We start from the raw sequence: 21,039 nt of genomic DNA on the forward strand, positions 1-21,039 counted from the left end.
GTTCCGTGTGCCCCTCGACCAGGGGAACGGCTTTGTGCGCTTCAGGCGCCCTATGCCGGCGAGTCGCCGACCAAACCGCACAAACGCGCGGCTAGAGCACCAGCCGGACCAGCGCGGCCGTGCGGGCCAGGCCGGGGAAGGCCGCCGCCGTGGCGCGCGGGTGCAGCGCATGCACGGCGAGCCGGAACATCAACGCGCGCAACAACATCTGCGGCCACTCCGGCAGCGGGCTCCAACGTTCGACCAGACCGTCGTCGGCGTCCCCCCACGCCAGGGCGTCGACGACGACGACACCGGCGGCCCACGCCGCCGGCCGCCAGTACGGGGTGATATCGGTGATGCCCGGGGCCGCGGCGCCGGCGAAGAGCACCGTGCCGTACAAGTCGCCGTGCACGAGTTGACTGGGGCTGCGGGTCGGCTTGCGCAGCGAGGCCAGCTGATTGATCAGCTCGACCGACTTCTGTCCGTCCGCCGAACCGGGTGAGACCCGCGCGCCGGGCGGCAGCGCATGCAGGGGCCGGTCCTCCCAGGCCGCGCGGTCGGCGGCGATGAACACGTCGACATCCGACCACGGCGCCACCGGCGGCTGGGTGAGAAACCGCGGCCGCTCCAGCTTGGCCGTCGCCTCGTGCAACCGCACGGCCGCGGACACCACCTCGTCATGCCGCGGTTCCGGAGTGCCCGCGACGAAGGTGTCGGCGCGCCAACCGGCGACGACGTAGCGCCCGTCGGTGGAGCGCACCGGCCGGGCCAGCCTGAGCCCGTCGGCGAACAGTGTCTCGCGCACCTTGGCCGACCAAGCCGCGCGCGCGTGGTCGGCGACCATGGACAGCACCACCTCACCGCACCGCCAGCCGCCCTCCCAATTGGAGCCGAGCGGAACGGGACGCAAGCCGGCCAGTCCGAACGCCGCCAAAACATGGTCGGGTGGCAGTTCGTCAGTCACGCACGTCAGCCTAAGCGGTGGCGCGTCACAGAACGCTCAGTACATCACCATGTCGGGTTCGAGTTGCTTCGCCCAGGCCACGATTCCGCCCTGCAGGTGCAGCGCGTCGGCGAAACCGGCCTTCTTCACCGCGGCCAGCGCCTCGGCCGAGCGCACGCCGGTCTTGCAGTACAGCACCGCAATCCGGTCCTGCGGCAACTGGGCCAGCCCGCTGCCGGCCTCGATGGCCGACTTGGGGATGAGTTCGGCGCCCTGGATGTGGTTGATCTCCCACTCGACGGGTTCGCGCACGTCGATCAGCGCCACCGGCTTGCCGGAATCCAGCAGCTCACGCAGTTCACGCGGGGTGACCGTGGAGCCGACCGAGGCCGCGGCCGCTTCATCGGTGATGACACCGCAGAACGCCTCGTAGTCGATCAGCCCGGTGATCTTCGGGGTGGCCGGATCCTTGCGGATCTTGATGGTGCGGTACGTCATGTCCAGCGCGTCGTAGACCATCAGCCGGCCCAGCAGGGTGTCCCCGATACCGGTGATCAATTTGATGGCCTCGGTGCCCATCACCGACGCGATCGAGGCGCACAAGATGCCCAGCACACCACCTTCGGCACACGAGGGGACCATGCCCGGTGGCGGCGGCTCCGGGTAGAGGTCGCGGTAGTTCAGGCCCAGACCGTCGGGGGCGTCCTCCCAGAACACCGACACCTGGCCCTCGAACCGGTAGATCGAACCCCACACATACGGCTTGTGCGCCAGCACGGCGGCGTCGTTGACCAGATAGCGGGTCGCGAAGTTGTCGGTGCCGTCCAGGATCAGGTCATACTGCTCGAAGAGTTCGACCGCGTTCTCCGGTTCCAGACGCAGTTCGTGCAGCACCACGTTGACGTACGGGTTGACCTCGAGCACCGAATCGCGGGCGCTCTGCGCCTTGGAGCGGCCGATATCGGACTGGCCATGAATGATCTGGCGCTGCAGATTCGATTCGTCGACGACGTCGAACTCGACGATCCCGATGGTGCCGACACCGGCCGCGGCCAAGTACAACAGCGTCGGCGAGCCGAGCCCACCCGCGCCGATGACCAGCACTTTGGCGTTCTTGAGGCGTTTCTGACCGTCCACGCCGAGGTCCGGGATGATCAGGTGCCTGCTGTACCGGGAGACCTCGTCCCGGGTCAGTTCGGCGGCTGGCTCCACAAGCGGTGGTAACGACGTCACCGTGAGACTCCTTGACTCGATCGCAATCCTGGCGTCAATCTCACCAGGCCCACAGCTTCAACGGTAATCCAGGGGTATTGCTTCCCCGGGTCTGCCGGTCAGGCGATCGGATACGGCCAAGGGTTGAACCGGCAGGTCCGGCCGTCCGGTTTGACCGATTCGGGGTCGAACTTGGCGGCGTCGTCATTGTTGGTGGAGAACGTCTGCTGCATCATCACCGGCGCAAGGGCGCCGTTCTCCGGGCACGGCTCATGCTTGGGGTAACCGATCGCGTGCCCCACCTCGTGGTTGATCAGGTACTGCCGGTACGAGCCGATATCGCCCTGGAAGGGCACCGCGCCGCGAACCCAGCGGGCTTCGTTGACGAACACCCGCGGCTGATTCTCCTGATACGCCGGGTTGTAGCAGGAGGCCTCCAGCGGGATGTCGTACCCACAGCCCTCCCGCACCGTCAGCGGCGAGGTCAGCGACACCCGGAAATCGGGGGTGCCACCCGCCTCGCCGTCCACCCGTTCGAAGCCGAACTGCGTGTTGTGCGTCCAGCTCTTCGGGTTGGCCAGGGTCTCGCTGACCATGCGGGCGAATCCCTCGTCACCGCCGAAGGACGCGGTGTCCAGGCCGTCCTCGACCTCGACGGTGTACCGGAATGTCTTGGTGTCCCCCGCACCGACCTTGGGTGCGGTGCCCGGCACCACATGCCACGTCTTGGCACCCGACTCGGTGAACGGTCCGCCGGCGGGCAGGATGCCGGTGGGCAGGCTCGCGTCGAATTCGGTGAGGCCCTTGGGCGGCGCCCCGATGATCGCGGTGCTGGGGGCATTGATGGTCGGCGGGCCCTGCACCGGGCCCTCGGCGGTGACCGGGATGGGCGCGCTGGTCCCGGTGACGGTCTGGTAGAGCACGACGACGGTGAGCACCGCCAGCACCGGCAGCGCGTAAGCGCGCCAGCCGTAAGTCGACACGAACCGGCCCAGCCAGGTCTGCTTGCGCAGATGTTGGCGCTCGTCGCGGTTAGAACGGGGTCGGCCATGATCGTCGGCCAGCGGATCGCGCTGGGCGCGCAGCGGCTCGCGCCATTCACTGCGCAGCACCGGGACGTTTCCCGGGTCGCTGCGCTCCTGCCCGCGCGACACATTTCCCAGGTCGCTGCGCTCCTGCCCGCGCGACACATTTCCCAGGTCGCTGCGCTCCTGCCCGCGCGACACATTTCCCAGGTCGCTGCGCTCCTGCCCGCCGGAAGGAGGGGCCCCGAGCCCCCGCGACGCACGCGCGCCTGTGCGACGCCCCGGGTCGTAGGTCACCGAACCAGGATTGCACAGACCGCGACCGGCGCCGGTCCGGCGCGCCACCGACACATGCACCTGCGACGGGGCCCACCACGGCGTGCGGTAGTAATGTCGTGACGATCACCACCTAGGCAACTGCCTGGCAGCGCCTCAGCGCGCGTACGAGAGTTCAAGATTGAGGACCTGATGAGCGATCTCGCCAATGCCGCCGATCGGAGAGGCGCCAAGGCGGGCACCGGAGGCACCCGGCGCGGTAACCGGCTGCCCCGCGACGAACGCCGCGGGCAGCTCTTGATCGCGGCCAGTGAGGTCTTCGTCGACCGCGGCTACCACGCCGCAGGTATGGATGAGATCGCCGATCGTGCCGGTGTCAGCAAACCCGTTCTCTACCAACACTTCTCGTCGAAGCTGGAGCTCTACCTGGCCGTGCTGCAGCGGCATGTGGACAATCTGGTCTCCGGTGTCCGGCAGGCGCTGCGTACCACGACCGACAACCGCCAACGGCTGCGCGCCGCGGTCCAGGCCTTCTTCGACTTCGTCGAACACGACAGCCAGGGCTACCGGCTGATCTTCGAGAACGACTACGTCACCGAACCGCAGGTCTCGGCGCAGGTGAAGGTCGCCACCGAATCGTGTACCGACGCGGTGTTCGACCTGATCAGCCGGGATTCCGGCCTGGAAGCGCATCGAGCCAGGATGATCGCGGTCGGCCTGGTGTCCACCAGCGTGGACTGCGCGCGGTACTGGCTCGACAACGACCGCCCCATCACGAAAGAGGCGGCCGTCGAGGGCACGGTGCTGTTCGCCTGGGGCGGACTGTCACACGTGCCGCTCACCCGTTCTTGACGGCCTCGGCTCCAACGGTCCCGAAACCCACCTTGCGGGTATCGGCTGCGCCGATCTCGACATAGGCGATCTTGGCCGACTGCACCAGATAGCGGCGGCCCTTCTCATCGGTCAGCGCGAGCACACCGTCGGATCCCAATGCCTTGGTGATGAGAGCTTCGACCTCGGCAGGGGTCTGCGCGCTGTTGATGACCAGCTCTCGCGGGCTGTCGGCGACCCCGATCTTGACGTCCACGCTGCGGCCTCTTTCGGTTGGTGTGCATTGCGTGCAATCAGGCTAGTGGACGCGCCGCGGAGCGCGGCGCCATGGTCGCTACGCCGAGAGCGAAGCGGCCCGCGACCCGACGGTCACTAGACCGAGTCCGGACCGTGACCGCGGGGCCCGCCGCGTCGACGGGACCGGCCAATTGCGTCCCGTTAGCATCGGCCGAGTACGCACCGAAACCTCTTGGGAAGCGCTATGAGCAGGCCTTATTCACGAAACACCGCAACACGCGACTCCTACGCCGACGCCGGCTACCGGTCGCGTTATTCCGCTGACCATGACTACCCCGAGGACTCTCACGAGTACGGCGACGCCGACACCGGCGCGGAGTACGAATACGAGTACCCCGCCGACTACCACGACGAGCTGGACCGCCGGTGGATCTGGGTGGCCGGCGTCGCGGGCGTCATCCTGATGGTCGCGGTGATCTGCACCGGGGTGATCCTGGGCGGCGGAGACAGCGGTTCGGTGTCGGCCACCCAGGCTTCGACCACAGCGCAGGCGACCAGCAGTGCCGCCCCGACCACGCCCACTCGGGCGCCGGCGCCCATCGGTCAGCAGCCATCGGCCCTGGCACCGGAGACGGTGACGACGGTGACCCCGACCCCGACCCCGACGGCCACCGCCGCACCGGCCACCACCGAGGCCCCGGCCGCTCCCGTCGCACCCGCGGTGGACCCGGCCGCGGCCGCGCGCACCATCACCTACACGGTCACCGGTAACCGGCAATTGCTGGATCTGGTCACGATCATCTACACCGACCAGCAGGGTGCCCTGCAGACCGAGGTCAATGCGGCGCTGCCGTGGACCAGGACGGTCACCCTCGATCCCGGGGTGCAGCTCAGCTCGGTCACCGCGACCAGCATCGGCGCCCAGCTGAACTGCGCGATCACCGATGCGGCGGGTACACCGCTGGTCACTCAGGCCAACAACACCATCATCGCGACCTGCACGAAGTGATCAGCCGAGGCCGAGTTCCTGCATCCGGCTGGCGTGCGTGCGCTGCAGCCGTTCGAAGAACTCGCCCAGCTGGGCCAGCCCGTCACTGCTGGTGATCACCAGATCGACGAGCTCGTCGTGCTCGGCGAGGACGAACTGGGCCTGGGTGATGGCCTCCCCCAGCAGCCGGCGCGACCACAACGCCAGCCGGTGGCGTTGCCGGTCGCTGGCGGTCACCGCCGCGCGCACCTCGGCCACCACGAATTGGGAGTGGCCCGTCTCCGAGAGCACCGACCGCACCACACCGGCCGCTTCGGCAGGCAGCGCGTCGGCGATCTCGAGATAGAAGTCGGCGGCCAGCGCATCCCCGATGTAGGTTTTGACCAACGCCTCCAGCCACGTGCTCGGTGTGGTCAGTCGATGGTAATTCTCAAGCGCCGCAGCATATTTCGTCATGGCGGGGACCACGTCGACATTGCGTTCGGCCAATGCGTCCCGCAGCAGTTCGTAGTGCCGCATCTCGGCGGCGGCCATGCTCGCCATGCTGATCCGACCGGCCAGATTCGGCGCCATCCGCGCCTCCTCGGTGAGCCGGTAGAAGGCAGCCACCTCGCCGTAGGCGAGCAATGCGAACAGTTCGGTGACGCCAGGATGGTCGACCAATACGCCCGGCTTCGGTTCGGCACCGGGCTGCGCGGGAGACGTCTGTGGCATGGCCCAACTCTAGACGCCGGGTGCCGCTGCGATCCTCTGGCAAATGTGCCAGCTATGATGGTCAGAGGCAGTGGCTTTTTTTGAGCTTTTCGGCCGGGCCATTTCAGGCCGGATACCGATGCCGCCGCCTAGGCAATGTGCGTGCACGTGGTTCGGCCGGCCCATCAGACGGGCAAGGCCCAGCGGGCTGACATCACCCCATCCCGGGGAGAAGCGACCGCTTTCTCGTCATCTTCGTGCGCGCGTGACGACATACGCGACGAGGAACGACCACGAAAGGCAGTAAGGCGGCCAAGGTGCTGCCGAACCCCATATGACCGCTTTGACCACCAAAACCCATACTTTTGCCGAACTCGGCGTACGCGAAGAGATCGTGCGCGCCCTTGCCGAAACCGGCAAGGAACACGCCTTCGCCATCCAGGAGCTGACCCTGCCGCTCGCGCTGGCCGGCGACGACCTGATCGGCCAGGCCCGCACCGGCATGGGCAAGACCCTCGCCTTCGGCGTCCCGCTGCTGCACCGGATCACCAGCGACGGCGGCCGCCCGCTCAACGGCACCCCGCGCGCCCTCATCGTGGTGCCCACCCGTGAACTCTGTCTGCAGGTCTACAGCGACCTGGAGCTGGCGTCGAAGTATCTGCGCGCCGACGACGTGGAAGGCCACGCCGACCGCAAGTTCGTCGTGACCTCCATCTACGGCGGGCGCCCCTACGAGCCCCAGATCGAGGCGCTGCGCAAGGGCGTCGACGTCGTCGTCGGCACCCCGGGCCGGCTGCTCGACCTGGCGCAGCAGGGCCACCTGCAGCTGGGCAGCCTGTCGGTGCTGGTGCTCGACGAGGCCGACGAAATGCTCGACCTGGGCTTCCTGCCCGATATCGAGCGCATCCTGCGGCTGACCCCCGGTGACCGGCAGTCGATGCTGTTCTCGGCGACCATGCCGGGCCCGATCATCACGCTGGCGCGCACCTTCATGAACCAGCCGACCCACATCCGGGCCGAGGCTCCGCAGTCCTCCCAGACCCACGACACCACCGAGCAGTTCGCCTACCGCGCCCACGCGCTGGACAAGGTGGAGATGGTGGCCCGCATCCTGCAGGCCGAGGGCCGCGGGGCGACCATGATCTTCACCCGCACCAAGCGCACCGCGCAGAAGGTCGCCGACGAGCTCGCCGAGCGTGGCTTCAAGGTCGGCGCCGTGCACGGTGATCTCGGCCAGATCGCACGCGAGAAGGCGCTCAAGGCTTTCCGCACCGGTGAGGTCGACGTGCTGGTCGCCACCGATGTCGCTGCCCGCGGTATCGACATCGACGACATCACCCACGTCATCAACTACCAGATCCCCGAGGACGAGCAGGCCTACGTGCACCGCATCGGCCGGACCGGGCGCGCGGGCAAGACCGGTATCGCGGTCACCCTGGTCGACTGGGACGAACTGCCCCGGTGGACGATGATCGACAAGGCTCTGGGACTCGACACCCCCGATCCCGCCGAAACCTATTCCAACTCGCCGCATCTCTACGAAGAGCTGAAGATTCCCGCCGGTGCGACGGGTTCGATCGCCGTGGCGCGCAAGCCCAAGGCGCGCAGCGACGAGAACGGCGAGCGGGCGGAGCGGTCCGAACGCCCGGCCCGCACCCGCACCCGCCAGCGCACCCGCGGCGGCGGTGCCAGCGGCCACCCCGAGCAGGTGGACGGCGCCGCACTGACCGAGATCGCCGACGCCGAACTCGGCAGCAAGGGTGAGGCCGCCGGAGACGGTACCGGCGAAGGTGGCGGCGCACCCAAGCGCCGGCGTCGCCGTCGTCCCCGCAAGGCCGCCACCCCCGCGGCCGGCTAAATGCCCGGACTCCCCCGGTCGCTTCGCTCCTGCCCGCCGCGATTGACCCCCCGGTCGCTTCGCTCCTGCCCGCCGGAACGCCGCACCCGCGGCGACCTGGTGGCAGCCGCGGCGATCGCGGTGGTGGTGGCGGTGGTGGCCGCGCTGATCTGGTGGACCAGCGACGCGCGGGCCACGATCAGCAGGCCCGCCACCACACCGGTGCCGACCCTCAAACCCGCCACCAAAGTTCCGGATTCACTGCACGAACTCTGGTCGGCACCGAGCGCCAAGACGACCCAGCCGCTGGTGGTGGCCGGTGCCGTGGTCACCGGCGACGGCGCCACCGTGACCGGGCATGACCCGGCCGGCGGTGCGCCGCTGTGGACGTTCGCCCGCGATATCGACCTGTGCGGAGTCACCTGGGTGTACCAGTACGCCGTCGCGGTGTACCCGGACAAGCGGGGCTGCGGACAGGTGAGCACCATCGACGCCCAGTCCGGGCGCCGTGGCCCCACCCGGACCGCCTACGCCGACCCCGAGGTCACGCTGTCCTCGGACGGCAGCACGGTGTTGTCGGCCGGCGACAGCCGCCTGGAGCAGTGGCGCTCGGACATGGTGCGCATGCTCAGCTGGGGGGCGCTGGACGCCCGGATCAAACCCGACGTCCCGCAGGACCCGCTGTGCCGGCTGGTGTCCGCCGCGGCCAGCTCGGCGCAGGTGTCCGTGCTGGAGGCCTGCCCGAACCAGGCCGACATGCGCCTGTCACTGCTGACGGCCTCGGACGAAGAGGACTCCCCGACCACCAAATTCCAGCAGCAGCCCGGCGTCTCGGTCGACTCCGACGCCCGGGTGATCGCGGTGTCCGATACCACCACCGCGGTATACGTCCCGACCCCCAAACCCACCGTCAACGTCGTCGACGACACCGGCACGGTCACCGCGAGCACCCTGCTGCCCAAACCGGTGTCCGCCCAGTCCGCGACGTCGCACGCCGGTGACCTGGTCACCTGGTGGACCGGCGATTCGGTGCTGGTCTTCGACGCCAACCACCTGCGCTACAAGTACACGGTGGCACCGTCGGGTACCGACGCGCCGGTCGGGCCGGCCACCATGATGGCCGGTGAGCTGCTGGTGCCGGTCACCTCGGGTTACGACGTGTTCAACCCGGACACCGGTGCCGGCGTGCGCCATGTCGGGCTCAAGCGTCCGGCGTCACCGGACCCGGTGATCCCGGCGGTGGCCGGGTCGACGCTGCTGGAGCAGCGCGGCGGCACCGTGGTGGCGCTCGGCTGATCCCAAGGGACGCTGAGCGCCCCGGGAGCCCTCAGAGCTCCGGGGTGAAGGTGGCCAGCGCCTTGCCCGATTTCCAGTGCCGCAGCAGCGCGCCGGCCAGTTCGCGATAAGCGTTGGCACCCTTGTTCTTTCGGCCCTTCAGCACCGACGCGCCGGAGGCGGTGGCCTCGGCGAAACGCACCGTCCGTGGAATGGGCGGCGCCAGCACCGGCAGGTTGTACCGGTCGACGACGTCGAAGAGCACATCGCGACTGTGCGTGGTCCGCGAGTCGTACAGGGTGGGTAACGCACCGAGCAGCTTGAGATCGGGGTTGGTGATCTGCTGGACGTCGTCGATGGTGCGCAGGAACTGCCCGACACCGCGGTGCGCCAGGGTTTCGCACTGCAGCGGCACGATCACCTCATCTGCGGCGGTCAGCCCGTTGAGGGTCAGCACCCCCAGCGACGGCGGGCAGTCGATGACCACGACGTCGAACTGGTCATTGATCTTGGCCAGCGCGCGTTTGAGCGCGTACTCGCGGCCGGCCCGCATCAGCAGCATCGCCTCGGCGCCGGCCAGATCGATATTGGCCGGCAGCACCGTCATGCCCTCGGCCGTGGTCACCAACGCGGCGTTGGGCTCCACGTCACCGAGCAGCACCTCGTGCACCGAGACCACCAGGTCGTCGGGATCCTGGCCCAGCGAGAACGTCAGACAGCCCTGCGGGTCCAGGTCGACCAGCAGCACCCGCTGCTTCAGCTCGACGAAAGCAGCGCCCAGGGACGCCACCGTCGTCGTCTTGGCTACCCCACCCTTTTGATTGGCGACCGCTAGTACTCGCGTCACACCGCCCATCCAAGCACGCGCGCGTCCCCCATGGCCGGGCGTGGGGCAGAATCGGCCCGTGGATCTCCCCCGTCGCTCCGCTGCACCCGAAGTCGGTGTCCAGCGGCACCGGCTGTTCCTGCTTCGGCACGGCGAGACCGAATGGTCCAAGAGCGGCAAGCACACCGGCCGCACCGACCTCGAACTCACCGACACCGGGCGCCAACAGGCCCAGCTCGCCGCCGAGGCGTTGAGAGATCTCCAACTGCGCGATCCGCTGGTGGTGAGCAGTCCACGCACGCGGGCGCTGGTGACCGCGGAACTGGCCGGGCTGACCGTCGACGAAGTCACTCCGCTGCTGGCCGAGTGGGACTACGGCGACTACGAGGGACTCACCACACCGGAGATCCGGCAGACCGTGCCGGGCTGGACGGTGTGGACCCATCCGTGCCCGGGCGGCGAGACCGTGGCAGACATCACCGCCCGGGCCGACGCGGCGGTGGATTTGGCGCTGGCGAACATGGCCGACCGCGATGTGGTGTTCGTCGGGCACGGGCACTTCTCCCGCTCCATGCTGACCCGGTGGATCGAACTGCCGGTCTCCGAGGGCATCCGGTTGTCCATGGCGGCAGCCTCGATCGCGGTGTGCGGTTTCGAGCACGGCATGCGCCAGATCACCGCACTTGGCCTGACCGGGCATGTCAACCCGTGCCTGCCGGCGTGACGCCGACGTTCGTGCTGTCCGGCCCGTCGGGCACCGTGCTGGCCGACGGCGTCACCCGCCGCTACCCCCAGATCTCCGGCGCGCAGCGGGCACTGCGGGCCGGTGAGGCTTCTATTGTTTTGGGAGCCTTGCCTTTTGACCTGAGCGCACCTGCGGCGCTGTTCACCCCGCAGCGGGTGGAGTTCGCGAGTGGGCTGCCGGACTGGCCGGTGGCCGCGGCCCCTGCGGTGCGTTCCCGCGAGACGTTGCCGACCGGCGCCGTGCACCGCGCCAGGATCACCGAAGCCGTGCGCAGGCTGCGGGAGTCGGCCCTGGACAAAGTGGTGCTGGCCCGTGCGTTGAAACTGACCGCGGACGGCAGCTGGGATCCGCGCTCGGTGCTGCGCCGGCTGGCCGCCGCCGATCCGGCCGCCACCGTGTATCTGGCGGAGTTGGGTTCGGCGGGCACCCTGGTAGGCGCCAGCCCCGAACTGCTGGTGGCGCGGGTGGGCGAGTCAGTGATCTGTCAGCCTTTCGCCGGATCGGCCCCGCGGTCGGCGGACCCTGCCGTCGACGCCGCCAACGCGGCGGGGCTTGCGGCGTCGGAGAAGAATCGCCGGGAACACGCGTTCGTCGTCGACGCGATGCGCACGGCGCTGGACCCGTTGTGTGTGGATCTGCAGATCGCCGCCGAACCGGAGTTGCACAGCACCGACGCGCTGTGGCACCTGAGCACCCCCATCCGGGGCAGGCTGCGCGAAAGGGGCACGACCGCACTGGATCTCGCGCTTGCACTGCACCCGACCCCTGCCGTGGGAGGGGTGCCCACCGATGCCGCGGCCGCTTTGATCGCCGAACTGGAGGGCGATCGCGGTTTCTATGCGGGTGCGATCGGCTGGTGCGATGCCCGCGGCGACGGCCGGTGGGTGGTGTCGATCCGCTGCGCGGTGCTCTCCCCGGACGGGCGCACGGCACTGGCGCATGCCGGTGGCGGAATCGTCGCCGAATCCGACCCGGACGACGAAGTCGACGAGACCACCACCAAATTCCGGACGATCCTGACAGGACTGGGAGCACAGAATGAGTGAGTCGATCCGTTGGGCCCGGCCCGGCGACGAGCCCGAGATCGTCGGGATGATCCGGGAGCTCGCCGAGTTCGAAAACGCCGCCGACGAGTGCACCGTCACCGAAACACACTTGCAAAAGGCACTTTTCGGTCCGGAGCCGGTGGCGTACGCGCATGTGGTCGAGGTCGACGGCCAGGCCGCGGCCACCGCGGTGTGGTTCCTGAACTTCTCCACCTGGGACGGTGTCACCGGGATCTATCTGGAGGATCTGTTCGTGCGCCCGGCGTTCCGGCGTCGCGGCCTGGCCCGGAAGTTGTTGGCCACCTTGGCCGATGAGTGCGTGCGCCGCGGCGGGACCCGGCTGTCGTGGGCGGTGCTGAACTGGAACGTCAACGCCATCGCGCTGTACGACGCCGTCGGCGGCAATCCACAGACGCAGTGGACCACCTACCGGGTGTCCGGCCCGGAACTGACGGCACTGGCCGCCGAGAGCCCGGCGAGTTAGTCGTCCCGTCCGGTGGTCCAGTGCACCGCCGACGGGCTGAACAACATGCCCAGGGTGAGTAACGCCAGCAGCGTGACCGCGATCCCGTAGGCCATCTGGTGCGAGGTGAACAGGTACCACGCCACGCCGAGCAGCAGCAGGTTGGCGAACACGCCGATACCGCGCCCCCAGCGCCTGCCGGTGATCAATGCCCAGCCGCCGGCCAGCAGGCCGGCGCCCATGATGGCGAACCAGCCGGCGGTGCCATAGGAGTTGAATCCCTGGGCGTGCTTGTCGGTGCCGCCGGAGGCCAGTATCGCCAGCACGACGGCGACGACGAGTGCGGCCGCCGCTTCGGCGGCCACCAGGAAGCCCGCGTAGCGGACGATCGGAGGCTGCAGGCTCATGTCAGCTTGCCGGCGAGATGGCGCACCGCGTATTCGTAACCGGCGGGGCCGGCGCCGGCGATGACCACCTCGGCCACCGCCGACACGAACGAGTGGTGCCGGAATTCTTCGCGGGCATGGATATTGCTCAGATGCACCTCCACCACCGGCAGGTCGACCGAGGACAGTGCGTCCCGGATGGCGATCGAGGTGTGGCTGTAGGCACCGGGATTGATGATGATGCCTGCGCATTCGGTGCGGGCCGCGTGGATGGCGTCGATCAGGGCGCCCTCGTGATTGCTTTGCACCGCGCGCACCGCGAACCCGAGTTCGGCGGCCAGTGCCGTCACCGCGGCCTCGATCTCGGCCAGCGTGGTGGCGCCGTACACCTCCGGCTGCCGGGTGCCCAGCAGGTTCAGGTTGGGCCCGTTGACGAGCAGCAGTACGCGTTGGGTCACGTCCGTACGGTACCGAGGCGGCCGCGCTGCGCGGCGAGGCGCACCGGCGCGTTGTCGGTGCCGTAGCCGTCGTAGCCGCCGAAGCGCTGCACGAATTCCAGGAACACGGTGCCGACGGTGCGGGTGTAGAAGTGAATGAAATGACCGAGCGGGGACCGGTCGTAGAGCAGGTTGAGCTCACGCAACTCGGAGACCGAGGCGTCGTCCAGCCCGAAGCGCCCGGCCAGGTAGTCGTAGTAGTTGTCCGGCACCGTCAGGAACTGCAGTCCCGCGGCCTGCGCCGACCGGGCCAGGGCCACCACGTCGGTGCAGGCGAACGCGATGTGCTGCGGCAGCCCGGCACCGTCGAGGATGTGCGGTGCCACGTTCAGCGGCAGGCGCACGGATTTGTCGGCGTTGTGCATGACCTGACTGCGGACCAGCCCGCTGGGGCCGGGCACCTCGGCCGGCTGCCCCGCGCTCAGCCCGAACACGCTGGTCCAGAACAGCACCGCATCCTCGGCGGTCTGCCACGGCTGGGTGAGGTTGACGTGGTCGATCACCGCGACGGGGCTGGCGCCTTGCGGCACACCGCGTTCGAACTCGGCGATCCAGTCCGGCTCGTTGGTCCAGAACAGTTCTGTGCCGTCGGGTGCCACGGCGGCGCCGAACGGCTGCTCGGCGGCGTAGGTGCGGCGGTAGGCGATCGGTGCCATCAGTTCGGCGGCGCGCCGGCTCGTCGCGTCGGCGTCGGGCACCTGCAGCCCGATGGCGGCGACGTGGGGCACCTGGTCTCGGGCCTGTTGCTCGTTGAGCACCACCCGGGCGTGCCCGGCCGACCACAGCGAGACCGGTTTGGTGCGGTGCCGTCCCCGCGGGGTGAAACCGAGCTGGTGCAGTAGTACCTCCACCTCGCTGGTGTCCTCGGCCTTGATCTCCACGAAGTCGAATCCGGTCGGCGGCTTGGCGTCGGTGAGCGTGTGCGACACCTGGTCTTGCAGCCAGACCAGCGAGCGCAGCGCGTGCACCGCGGTGTGCCCGGGATCGGTCTGGCGGAAGGTGTCGTTGAACACCTCCAGCGACAGCGGCCCGGAGTAGCCGGCGGCCAGCGTGTGGCCGACGAAGCCGGCCAGGTCGAATGACCCCTCGCCCGGGAACAGCCGGTGGTGCCGGCTCCAGGACAGCACGTCCATGGTCAGTGCCGGCGCGTCGGCCAGTTGCAGGTAGAAGATCTTGTGGCCGGGAATGTCCTCGATCGCCGATGGATCGTGCCCGCGGGACAGCACATGGAAACTGTCAAGGCACACACCGACATTCGGGTGGGCGGCGAGTTCGACGACCCGCCAGGCGCGGCGGTAGTCGTCGATGTAGCGACCCCAGGCCAGGGCTTCGAACGCGATCCTGATGCCGTACCCGGCGGCCAGCTCGCCGACCCTGCGCAGTTGATCCGCCGAGACCTCGTCGGAGTCGACGGTCGCGGTGGCCACATTGCTGCACACCAGCACTGTGCCGATGCCCAATCGCTGCGCGGTGGCGAAGGTGGCCCCGGCCCGGCGCAGATTGTCGGCGAAGACCGTCTCGTCGACCCCTTCCAGGTCGCGCAGCGGCTGGTAGAGGTCCAGGGACAACCCCAGCCTGCGGGCCAGCTGCCGGATCTCCTCCGGCGAGTGATCACCGGCGATCAGGTCGGGTTCGAAGATCTCCACACCGTCGAAACCTGCCGCGGCACACGCGTGCAGTTTCTCCACGAGCGACCCGGACAGCGAGACCGTGGCGATCGACGTCTTCATCATTCCTCCTGTGACGGGGACCACTCCTGACGCCAATGTACCAAATAGTTAATTGAGGCGATAGCGCTACCGTGATCCCGGCCCGCTCCCCAGTAAGCTCTGCCGACATGGCCGCCAAGCCCAAAGCAGATCTGCAGCGCGATGCCGAACGCACGCGCGCGGACCTGCTGGCGGTGGCCACCGAGGTGTTCGCCGAGTCCGGCTACTCGGGCGCCAGAGTGGACGAGATCGCCGAGCGCACCCGCACCACCAAGCGGATGATCTACTACTACTTCGGCGGCAAAGAGCAGCTTTACCTGGCCGTTCTGGAGAACGCCTACCGCGGTATCCGCGATGCCGAGCAGAAGTTGCGCGTCGACCACACCAACCCGGTCGAGGCCATCCGCCGGCTGGCCGAGGTCACCTTCGACCACCACATCGCCCATGACGCATTCATCCGGCTGGTCTCGATCGAGAACATCCACCGGGGTGAATTCATCCGGCAATTGCGGGAACTGCCCGAACTGTCCCGCCCCGCCACCTCCCTACTGGACGACATCCTGCGTGACGGCCGCGCCGCCGGGGCGTTCCGCGAGGACGTACACGCCCTGGACGTACACCTGGTGATCAGCTCGTATTGCGTGTTCCAGGTGGCCAACCGGTACACCTTCGGCTATCTGTTCGACATCGACCTGGCCGAGACGTCGCAACGGGCGCATCTGCGCCGGATGATCGGCGACGTGGTGGTCGGCTGGCTGACCAGCCGACCCTGACCGAGACCCAGCTCACATTTCATTCTTGACGCGACGCGCGGCACAGTGCTCTACTTTACGAACGTACTAGTTCGTACATTACGAATCGAGAGCAGATGAGCATCGCGCCCTTCCATCGCCGCCCCTACCTCGTCGGGCTGGTCGGCACCGGCGTCGGCCCGTCACTCACCCCGGATCTGCACATGGCCGAAGGCCGGGCGCAAGGACTGGACTACGTCTACCGGACGCTCGACCTCGATGCGCTGGGCCTGGCCCCCGAAGATATCGGCGAGGTGCTCAAGTGGGCGCAGACCCTCGGCTACGACGCCCTCAACATCACCCACCCGTGCAAACAGCTGGCGGTCGCGCACCTCGATGCCGTCGATGACACCGCCCGCACCCTGGGCGCTGTCAACACGGTGCTGTTCCGGGACGGGAAAGCCTTGGGACACAACACCGATATCACCGGATTCGCGCACGGATTCACCGAGGGACTGCCCGAGGCGGCGACCGGTCGGGTGGTTCTGCTGGGCGCCGGTGGAGCGGGTACCGCGGTCGCCGCGGCCCTGCTGAATCTCGGCGCCGGTCATCTGACCGTCGTCGACCTCGACGAGGACCGGGCCACCGCCCTGGCCGGCGACCTGGCCGTCCGCCACCCACGGACCCATGTCGACGCCTCCTCGTTCGACAAGCTGTCGGTGCTGCTTCCCGAGGCCCACGGCGTCGTGCACGCCACCCCCACCGGGATGGCCGACCACCCCGGCGTCGCGTTCGACACCGCCATGCTGCACCCCGGCCTCTGGGTGGCCGACATCGTCTACCGCCCGCTGGAGACCGCCCTGCTGAAGGCCGCCCGGGCCGCGGGCTGCCGCACGCTCGACGGTGGACACATGGCGGTACACCAAGCCGTCGACGCCTTCGCCCTGATCACCGGGATCAGCCCGGATGCCGCCAGGATGTCCCGTCATTTTCGCAATCTCGTCGCGTAAAAGTCTTCAGCCCAACATAATTCGTTCAAAGGAGAACCCATGACCACCACCGCACATCCGCCCGGGCCGACGACGGGCCGCACACCGCGGCGGGCCGCCGTGGCCAGTTTCATGGGCAGTGCCGTCGAGTACTACGACTTCTTCCTGTTCGGGTCGGCCGCGGCGCTGATCTTCCCGCACGTGTTCTTCCCCTCCGGCGATGACGCGGCGCTGGTGATGTCGTTCGCCACCTTCGGATTCGCCTACGTGGCCCGTCCCGTCGGCGCGTTCATCCTGGGCCACTTCGGTGACCGCATCGGCAGGCAGAAGGTGCTGATGTTCACCCTGGTGCTGATGGGCCTGTCCACCTTTCTCATCGGTTGCCTGCCCACCTTCGCCACCATCGGCTGGGCCGCACCCGCACTGTTGGTCATCTGCCGTCTGATGCAAGGTTTTTCGGCTGCCGGTGAGCAGGCCGGCGCCAGCTCGCTGACCCTGGAACACTCCCCCGACGACCAACGCGCCTACTACACGTCGTGGACGCTGACCGGCACCCAGGGTGGACTGATCCTGGCCTCGCTGGTCCTCATCCCGTTCGTCTCACTGCCCGATGAGGACAAATACAGCTGGGGCTGGCGGATTCCGTTCTGGCTGAGCGCCGTGGTGGTCGTGGTGGCGTACTTCATCCGCCGCCGGCTGCACGAGACCCCGCAATTCACCGAGGCCAAGGCCGCCGGAACCATCGCGCGGATGCCGTTGATCCCGTTGTTGCGCAACCACTGGGCCGATGTACTCCGGGTCATCTTCTGCGCCTTCATCGCGGCCGTCTCCACGGTGTTCGGCAACCTGGCCATCGCTTACGGCAAACAGGTCGGCCTACCCGCCGACATCACCCTGTGGCTGGTGGTAGTGGCCAACGTCGTCGCCCTGGCCACCCAGCCGCTGTTCGGCAAGCTCGCCGACCGCGTGGGCCGAAAGCCGGTGTTCATCTACGGCGCGCTGTCCTCGGCGGTGCTGATGCCCTTCTACATGCTGTCGATGAGCGGCGGCAACGAACTGCTGACCTTCGCTCTGGCGGTGGCCACCTTCTCGTTCGGCTACGCCGCCGCCAACGCGGTGTGGCCGTCCTTCTACGGCGAGATGTTCGCCACCCCGGTGCGCTTCTCCGGTGTCGCGATCGGCACCCAGCTGGGCTTCCTGGTCGCAGGCTTCGCCCCGACGATCGTGACCGCCCTCGGCGGCGTCCGCGACGGCGGCTGGGTGGTCATCAGCATCTTCACCGGCGTGGTCTGCCTGATCGCCGCCGCCGCGGCGCTCACCGCACCCGAAACCCGCGATGTGCCCACCGAATTGCTCGGTCACCGGGCGCCCGCCGGCGAACTCGTCCGCCACTGATCCCAGGAGCCTGCCATGACCGTGATCGACACCAATCCGGACAGCGCCACGGCGAGCCAGTCCGCGATCAACGCCGAAATCGCCGCCATCGAAACCGACTACCTGCAGTCCGGCGCCGAGGAGACCCAGCCCCGGCTGGACTACCCGCCCTACCGCAGCAGCCTGCTGCGCCATCCCACCAAGGACCTGCACCACGCCGACCCCGAGACCGTCGAGTTGTGGGCGCCCGCCTTCGGCGCCCGGGACGTACACCCGCTCGAATCCGATCTGACCATCCAGCACAGCGGCGATCCGATCGGCGAGCGGATCGTGGTGACCGGACGCATCGTCGACGGTGCGGGCCGGCCGGTACGCCGCCAGCTGGTCGAGATCTGGCAGGCCAACTCCGCGGGCCGCTATATCCACAAACGCGACCAGCATCACGCGCCGCTCGATCCCAACTTCACCGGTGCGGGCCGCTGCCTCACCGATGACGACGGTGGCTACCGTTTCACCACCATCAAGCCGGGCCCGTATCCGTGGAAGAACCACCACAACGCGTGGCGGCCGGCGCATATCCACTTCTCGCTGTTCGGAACCGATTTCACCCAGCGGATGATCACCCAGATGTATTTCCCCGGCGACCCGCTGTTCGCGCTGGACCCGATCTACCAGTCGGTCACCGACCAGAAGGCCCGGGACCGGCTGGTCGCCGGCTATGACCACGACATCACCAGCCACGAATGGTGCACCGGTTACCGCTGGGACATCGTGTTGACCGGTTCGCAGCGCACCGCCTTCGAGGAGGCCTGACATGTTGACAGCGACACCGGGTCAGACCATCGGCCCGTTCTACGGCTATGCACTGCCCTTCGACGGCGGCAACGAGCTGGTGCCCCCGCGGTCTCCGGGCGCCGTGCAGTTCCACGGCACCGTCACCGACGGTGGGGGCAACCCGGTACCCGATGTGCTGCTGGAGATCTGGCAGGCCGACGCGCAGGGCCGGGTGCCGCACACCGCGGGTTCACTGCGTCGCGACGGCTGGACGTTCACCGGCTGGGGCCGGGTATCCACCGACGACGAAGGCCATTTCAGCTTCAGCACCGTCGAGCCCGGCGCCACCGAACCGGGGCGGGCGCCGTTCATCGCGGTGACGGTGTTCGGCCGTGGCCTGCTCAACCGGTTGTTCACCCGCGCCTATCTGCCCGGCGCCGGTTCGGATCCACTACTCGAGCGACTGCCCGCCGACCGCAGACACACCCTGATCGCCGAGCGCGACCAGCAGGGCCTGCGTTTCGACATCCGGCTACAAGGTGCCGACGAGACGGTGTTCCTGCGTTTTCCGGGCCAGTGAGCGATCTGTTCTGGCCCGGTGACCACCGGGCCGCAGACACCATGAGCCAGCGGGCTTTCTTCGGCGCGCTGGTGTCGGCCGAGAATGCCTGGCTGGCAACACTTGTCGGATCCGGTGTGGCACCGGCCGCGGCGACCGCGGACCTCGGCGCGCTCGTCACAGACGCCGATATCGCCGCGATCGCCGAAGGTGCGGAACGGGACGGCAACCCGGTCACCGGACTGGTGGCGCTGTTGCGCACCCGCGCCGGCACCGAACCGGCCCGTTGGGTGCACCGCGGGCTGACCAGTCAGGACGTGCTGGACACCGCGCTGATGCTGTGCCTGCGCGAGGCGCGGACCGCGGTGCGCGGCCACCTCGGCACCGCCGTACACGCCCTGCTCGCTCTGATCGCGGCGCACCGCGACGCACCGACGCTCACCCGCACCCTGACCCAGCCCGCGCTACCCGGCACCATGGGCCGCAAGTTCTCGATCTGGCTGACGGCCGTCCTGGACTCCGCCGAGGCGCTCGACGGGCTGGCGGCACCGGCGGTGTCGGCCGGCGGCGCGGCCGGCACGCTGGCCGCCACCACCGAACTGACCGGCTCACCGCAGGCAGCGATCCGGCTGGCAGACGCGTGGGCCGGCGCACTGGGCCTGGCCGCCGCCACCCCCTGGCACACCACCCGGTCGGTGGTCACCGCCACCGGCGACGCCCTGGCCGGGTGCTGCGACGCCTTCGGGCGTGTCGCCAACGACGTCGCCGCCGGCGTGCGGATCGGCGAGTTGGCCGAGGGCTCCGGGGGCGGCTCGTCGACCATGCCGCACAAGAACAATCCGGTGCTCACCGTGCTGTTGCGCAGGACCGCCCTGACCGCACCGGCGCTGGCGGCAACCCTGCACGCGGCGTCGGCGGCCGGTGTCGACGAACGCGCCGACGGCGGCTGGCACGCCGAATGGGCGACGCTGGCCATCCTGGCGCGGCGCTCCGTGACCGCGGCATCCCAGGCCGCCGACCTGCTGGCCGGGTTGCACGTGGACACCGATCGGGCCGCGGCGAATCTGGCGGCGGCCCAGGGCATCGACGCCGAGCAACGCAGCATGGCCGAACTGACCGGCGCCGCGCCCGCGCCGCAGTATCTTGGGGCCGCGGAGCTGTTCGTCGACGCCGTCGTGCACCGGGCTCGCACCTACCTGAAAGAGGGTTCATGACCGCATACGAGGACGGGATGACGGTGCGCCGGGAGGTGCTCGGGGACGCGCATGTGGATCGCGCCGTCGCGGGCACCACCGATTTCACCGCCGACTTCCAGGACCTGATCACCCGCTACGCGTGGGGTGACATCTGGACCCGTCCCGGGCTGGACCGGCGCAGCCGCTCGCTGATCACGCTCACCGCGTTGGTGGCCCGCGGCCACCACGAGGAGTTGGCCATGCATGTGCGGGCGGCCCGGCGCAACGGGCTGACCGTCGGAGAGATCAAGGAACTGTTGTTGCAGACCGCGATCTACTGCGGGGTGCCCGACGCCAACACCGCCTTCCGCGTCGCGTCCCGGGCGCTCGCCGAGGAAGGCGATATCTGACGGGCGACCGGACACCGGCGCGTTTCCCGATCGGAAATCTGTCGGTGTCGCAATGC

The 21,039-nt window shown here is 68.7% G+C and carries 23 protein-coding genes; 14 read left to right on the plus strand and 9 right to left on the minus strand.

Translation table 11 applies throughout. The annotated features are described in order from the left end of the window. Positions 1–91: 91 nt before the first annotated feature. From ACXPWS_RS23010 to ACXPWS_RS23020, 3 genes are all read right to left on the minus strand, one after another. Positions 92–946, minus strand: coding sequence for a TIGR02569 family protein (locus ACXPWS_RS23010; RefSeq protein ID WP_458708869.1), 855 nt, complete (start codon positions 944–946; stop codon positions 92–94). Positions 947–982: 36 nt separating this feature from the next. Further along, the gene (gene moeZ / locus ACXPWS_RS23015) at positions 983–2,158 is read right to left on the minus strand and encodes an adenylyltransferase/sulfurtransferase MoeZ (protein WP_458708870.1); all 1,176 of its coding nucleotides are present in this window, start codon (positions 2,156–2,158) and stop codon (positions 983–985) included. Positions 2,159–2,256: 98 nt separating this feature from the next. Further along, positions 2,257–3,291, minus strand: a complete 1,035-nt coding sequence (locus tag ACXPWS_RS23020) for a DUF3152 domain-containing protein (RefSeq protein ID WP_458713660.1) — start codon at positions 3,289–3,291, stop codon at positions 2,257–2,259. A 339-nt stretch (positions 3,292–3,630) separates the two neighbouring features. Here ACXPWS_RS23020 and ACXPWS_RS23025 point away from each other — a divergent pair, with 339 nt between their 5' ends. Then, complete coding sequence (locus tag ACXPWS_RS23025; RefSeq protein WP_458708871.1) at positions 3,631–4,290, plus strand: TetR/AcrR family transcriptional regulator; 660 nt, start codon at positions 3,631–3,633, stop codon at positions 4,288–4,290. Here the strand turns inward: ACXPWS_RS23025 and ACXPWS_RS23030 are convergent. Further along, positions 4,277–4,525 carry a DUF3107 domain-containing protein gene (locus ACXPWS_RS23030; protein WP_458708872.1) on the minus strand — a complete coding sequence of 83 codons (249 nt, stop codon included), beginning with the start codon at positions 4,523–4,525 and terminating at the stop codon, positions 4,277–4,279. The genes ACXPWS_RS23025 and ACXPWS_RS23030 overlap by 14 nt on opposite strands. A 225-nt stretch (positions 4,526–4,750) precedes the next feature. Here ACXPWS_RS23030 and ACXPWS_RS23035 point away from each other — a divergent pair, with 225 nt between their 5' ends. Continuing rightward, entirely contained in the window at positions 4,751–5,515 is a 765-nt protein-coding gene (locus ACXPWS_RS23035) for a hypothetical protein (protein WP_458708873.1), read from the plus strand. Here the strand turns inward: ACXPWS_RS23035 and ACXPWS_RS23040 are convergent, their stop codons facing one another. Further along, positions 5,516–6,208: a ferritin-like fold-containing protein gene (locus ACXPWS_RS23040; RefSeq protein ID WP_458708874.1), complete on the minus strand. Its 693-nt coding sequence runs from the start codon at positions 6,206–6,208 to the stop codon at positions 5,516–5,518. A gap of 313 nt (positions 6,209–6,521) precedes the next feature. Between ACXPWS_RS23040 and ACXPWS_RS23045 the strand changes: the two genes are divergently transcribed. Together ACXPWS_RS23045 and ACXPWS_RS23050 are read left to right on the plus strand one after the other, a co-directional pair. Continuing rightward, positions 6,522–8,045 carry a DEAD/DEAH box helicase gene (locus ACXPWS_RS23045; protein ID WP_458708875.1) on the plus strand — a complete coding sequence of 508 codons (1,524 nt, stop codon included), beginning with the start codon at positions 6,522–6,524 and terminating at the stop codon, positions 8,043–8,045. A 99-nt stretch (positions 8,046–8,144) separates the two neighbouring features. Then, the gene (locus tag ACXPWS_RS23050) at positions 8,145–9,320 is read left to right on the plus strand and encodes an Rv3212 family protein (protein ID WP_458708876.1); all 1,176 of its coding nucleotides are present in this window, start codon (positions 8,145–8,147) and stop codon (positions 9,318–9,320) included. A gap of 31 nt (positions 9,321–9,351) precedes the next feature. Here ACXPWS_RS23050 and ACXPWS_RS23055 read toward each other — a convergent pair whose 3' ends face one another. Beyond that, complete coding sequence (locus tag ACXPWS_RS23055) at positions 9,352–10,155, minus strand: ParA family protein (protein ID WP_458708877.1); 804 nt, start codon at positions 10,153–10,155, stop codon at positions 9,352–9,354. Between the two features lie 49 nt (positions 10,156–10,204). Between ACXPWS_RS23055 and ACXPWS_RS23060 the strand changes: the two genes are divergently transcribed. From ACXPWS_RS23060 to ACXPWS_RS23070, 3 genes are read left to right on the plus strand one after another with little or no spacing between them, the layout of a single operon-like run. After that, complete coding sequence (locus ACXPWS_RS23060) at positions 10,205–10,849, plus strand: acid phosphatase (protein ID WP_458708878.1); 645 nt, start codon at positions 10,205–10,207, stop codon at positions 10,847–10,849. Then, positions 10,846–11,916, plus strand: a complete 1,071-nt coding sequence (locus tag ACXPWS_RS23065) for an isochorismate synthase (RefSeq protein ID WP_458708879.1) — start codon at positions 10,846–10,848, stop codon at positions 11,914–11,916. Before ACXPWS_RS23060 ends, ACXPWS_RS23065 begins: the two co-directional genes overlap by 4 nt. Next, positions 11,909–12,400: an N-acetyltransferase family protein gene (locus ACXPWS_RS23070; RefSeq protein WP_458708880.1), complete on the plus strand. Its 492-nt coding sequence runs from the start codon at positions 11,909–11,911 to the stop codon at positions 12,398–12,400. Before ACXPWS_RS23065 ends, ACXPWS_RS23070 begins: the two co-directional genes overlap by 8 nt. On the opposite strand, the gene ACXPWS_RS23075 is transcribed toward ACXPWS_RS23070, so the two are convergent. The 3 genes from ACXPWS_RS23075 to ACXPWS_RS23085 are packed head-to-tail and all read right to left on the minus strand — an operon-like array spanning position 12,397 to position 14,992. Further along, positions 12,397–12,786: a hypothetical protein gene (locus tag ACXPWS_RS23075; protein ID WP_458708881.1), complete on the minus strand. Its 390-nt coding sequence runs from the start codon at positions 12,784–12,786 to the stop codon at positions 12,397–12,399. The two genes, ACXPWS_RS23070 and ACXPWS_RS23075, sit on opposite strands and share 4 nt — an antisense overlap. Next, on the minus strand, positions 12,783–13,223 hold the full coding sequence (gene aroQ / locus ACXPWS_RS23080; RefSeq protein ID WP_458708882.1) for a type II 3-dehydroquinate dehydratase: 441 nt from the start codon (positions 13,221–13,223) through the stop codon (positions 12,783–12,785). Before aroQ ends, ACXPWS_RS23075 begins: the two co-directional genes overlap by 4 nt. Further along, the gene (locus tag ACXPWS_RS23085; protein ID WP_458708883.1) at positions 13,220–14,992 is read right to left on the minus strand and encodes a bifunctional sugar phosphate isomerase/epimerase/4-hydroxyphenylpyruvate dioxygenase family protein; all 1,773 of its coding nucleotides are present in this window, start codon (positions 14,990–14,992) and stop codon (positions 13,220–13,222) included. Before ACXPWS_RS23085 ends, aroQ begins: the two co-directional genes overlap by 4 nt. 107 nt (positions 14,993–15,099) lie before the next feature. Between ACXPWS_RS23085 and ACXPWS_RS23090 the strand changes: the two genes are divergently transcribed. From ACXPWS_RS23090 to pcaC, 7 genes are all read left to right on the plus strand, one after another. Continuing rightward, on the plus strand, positions 15,100–15,744 hold the full coding sequence (locus ACXPWS_RS23090) for a TetR/AcrR family transcriptional regulator (RefSeq protein WP_458708884.1): 645 nt from the start codon (positions 15,100–15,102) through the stop codon (positions 15,742–15,744). A 95-nt stretch (positions 15,745–15,839) separates the two neighbouring features. Continuing rightward, entirely contained in the window at positions 15,840–16,712 is an 873-nt protein-coding gene (locus ACXPWS_RS23095; protein ID WP_458708885.1) for a shikimate dehydrogenase, read from the plus strand. 39 nt (positions 16,713–16,751) lie between these two features. Then, positions 16,752–18,086, plus strand: a complete 1,335-nt coding sequence (locus tag ACXPWS_RS23100) for an MFS transporter (RefSeq protein ID WP_458708886.1) — start codon at positions 16,752–16,754, stop codon at positions 18,084–18,086. A gap of 15 nt (positions 18,087–18,101) precedes the next feature. Then, the gene (pcaH, locus tag ACXPWS_RS23105; RefSeq protein ID WP_458708887.1) at positions 18,102–18,878 is read left to right on the plus strand and encodes a protocatechuate 3,4-dioxygenase subunit beta; all 777 of its coding nucleotides are present in this window, start codon (positions 18,102–18,104) and stop codon (positions 18,876–18,878) included. A 1-nt stretch (position 18,879) separates the two neighbouring features. Next, the gene (gene pcaG, locus ACXPWS_RS23110) at positions 18,880–19,419 is read left to right on the plus strand and encodes a protocatechuate 3,4-dioxygenase subunit alpha (RefSeq protein WP_458708888.1); all 540 of its coding nucleotides are present in this window, start codon (positions 18,880–18,882) and stop codon (positions 19,417–19,419) included. Further along, on the plus strand, positions 19,416–20,612 hold the full coding sequence (locus tag ACXPWS_RS23115; protein WP_458708889.1) for a lyase family protein: 1,197 nt from the start codon (positions 19,416–19,418) through the stop codon (positions 20,610–20,612). The genes pcaG and ACXPWS_RS23115 overlap by 4 nt, the downstream gene beginning before the upstream one ends. Continuing rightward, positions 20,609–20,983, plus strand: coding sequence for a 4-carboxymuconolactone decarboxylase (gene pcaC / locus ACXPWS_RS23120; RefSeq protein ID WP_458708890.1), 375 nt, complete (start codon positions 20,609–20,611; stop codon positions 20,981–20,983). The genes ACXPWS_RS23115 and pcaC overlap by 4 nt, the downstream gene beginning before the upstream one ends. The last annotated feature ends 56 nt before the right edge of the window (positions 20,984–21,039 follow it).

Source organism: Mycobacterium sp. BMJ-28, from assembly GCF_054404835.1.

Coding starts and splice junctions, on each gene's coding strand:
- ACXPWS_RS23035 (WP_458708873.1), top strand. CDS start 4,751: ATGAGCAGGCCTTATTCACGAAACACCGCAACACGCGACTCCTACGCC.
- ACXPWS_RS23090 (WP_458708884.1), top strand. CDS start 15,100: ATGGCCGCCAAGCCCAAAGCAGATCTGCAGCGCGATGCCGAACGCACG.
- ACXPWS_RS23095 (WP_458708885.1), top strand. CDS start 15,840: ATGAGCATCGCGCCCTTCCATCGCCGCCCCTACCTCGTCGGGCTGGTC.
- ACXPWS_RS23040 (WP_458708874.1), bottom strand. CDS start 6,208: ATGCCACAGACGTCTCCCGCGCAGCCCGGTGCCGAACCGAAGCCGGGC.
- pcaH (WP_458708887.1), top strand. CDS start 18,102: ATGACCGTGATCGACACCAATCCGGACAGCGCCACGGCGAGCCAGTCC.
- pcaC (WP_458708890.1), top strand. CDS start 20,609: ATGACCGCATACGAGGACGGGATGACGGTGCGCCGGGAGGTGCTCGGG.
- ACXPWS_RS23100 (WP_458708886.1), top strand. CDS start 16,752: ATGACCACCACCGCACATCCGCCCGGGCCGACGACGGGCCGCACACCG.
- ACXPWS_RS23055 (WP_458708877.1), bottom strand. CDS start 10,155: ATGGGCGGTGTGACGCGAGTACTAGCGGTCGCCAATCAAAAGGGTGGG.
- ACXPWS_RS23070 (WP_458708880.1), top strand. CDS start 11,909: ATGAGTGAGTCGATCCGTTGGGCCCGGCCCGGCGACGAGCCCGAGATC.
- pcaG (WP_458708888.1), top strand. CDS start 18,880: ATGTTGACAGCGACACCGGGTCAGACCATCGGCCCGTTCTACGGCTAT.
- ACXPWS_RS23085 (WP_458708883.1), bottom strand. CDS start 14,992: ATGAAGACGTCGATCGCCACGGTCTCGCTGTCCGGGTCGCTCGTGGAG.
- ACXPWS_RS23025 (WP_458708871.1), top strand. CDS start 3,631: ATGAGCGATCTCGCCAATGCCGCCGATCGGAGAGGCGCCAAGGCGGGC.
- ACXPWS_RS23075 (WP_458708881.1), bottom strand. CDS start 12,786: ATGAGCCTGCAGCCTCCGATCGTCCGCTACGCGGGCTTCCTGGTGGCC.
- ACXPWS_RS23045 (WP_458708875.1), top strand. CDS start 6,522: ATGACCGCTTTGACCACCAAAACCCATACTTTTGCCGAACTCGGCGTA.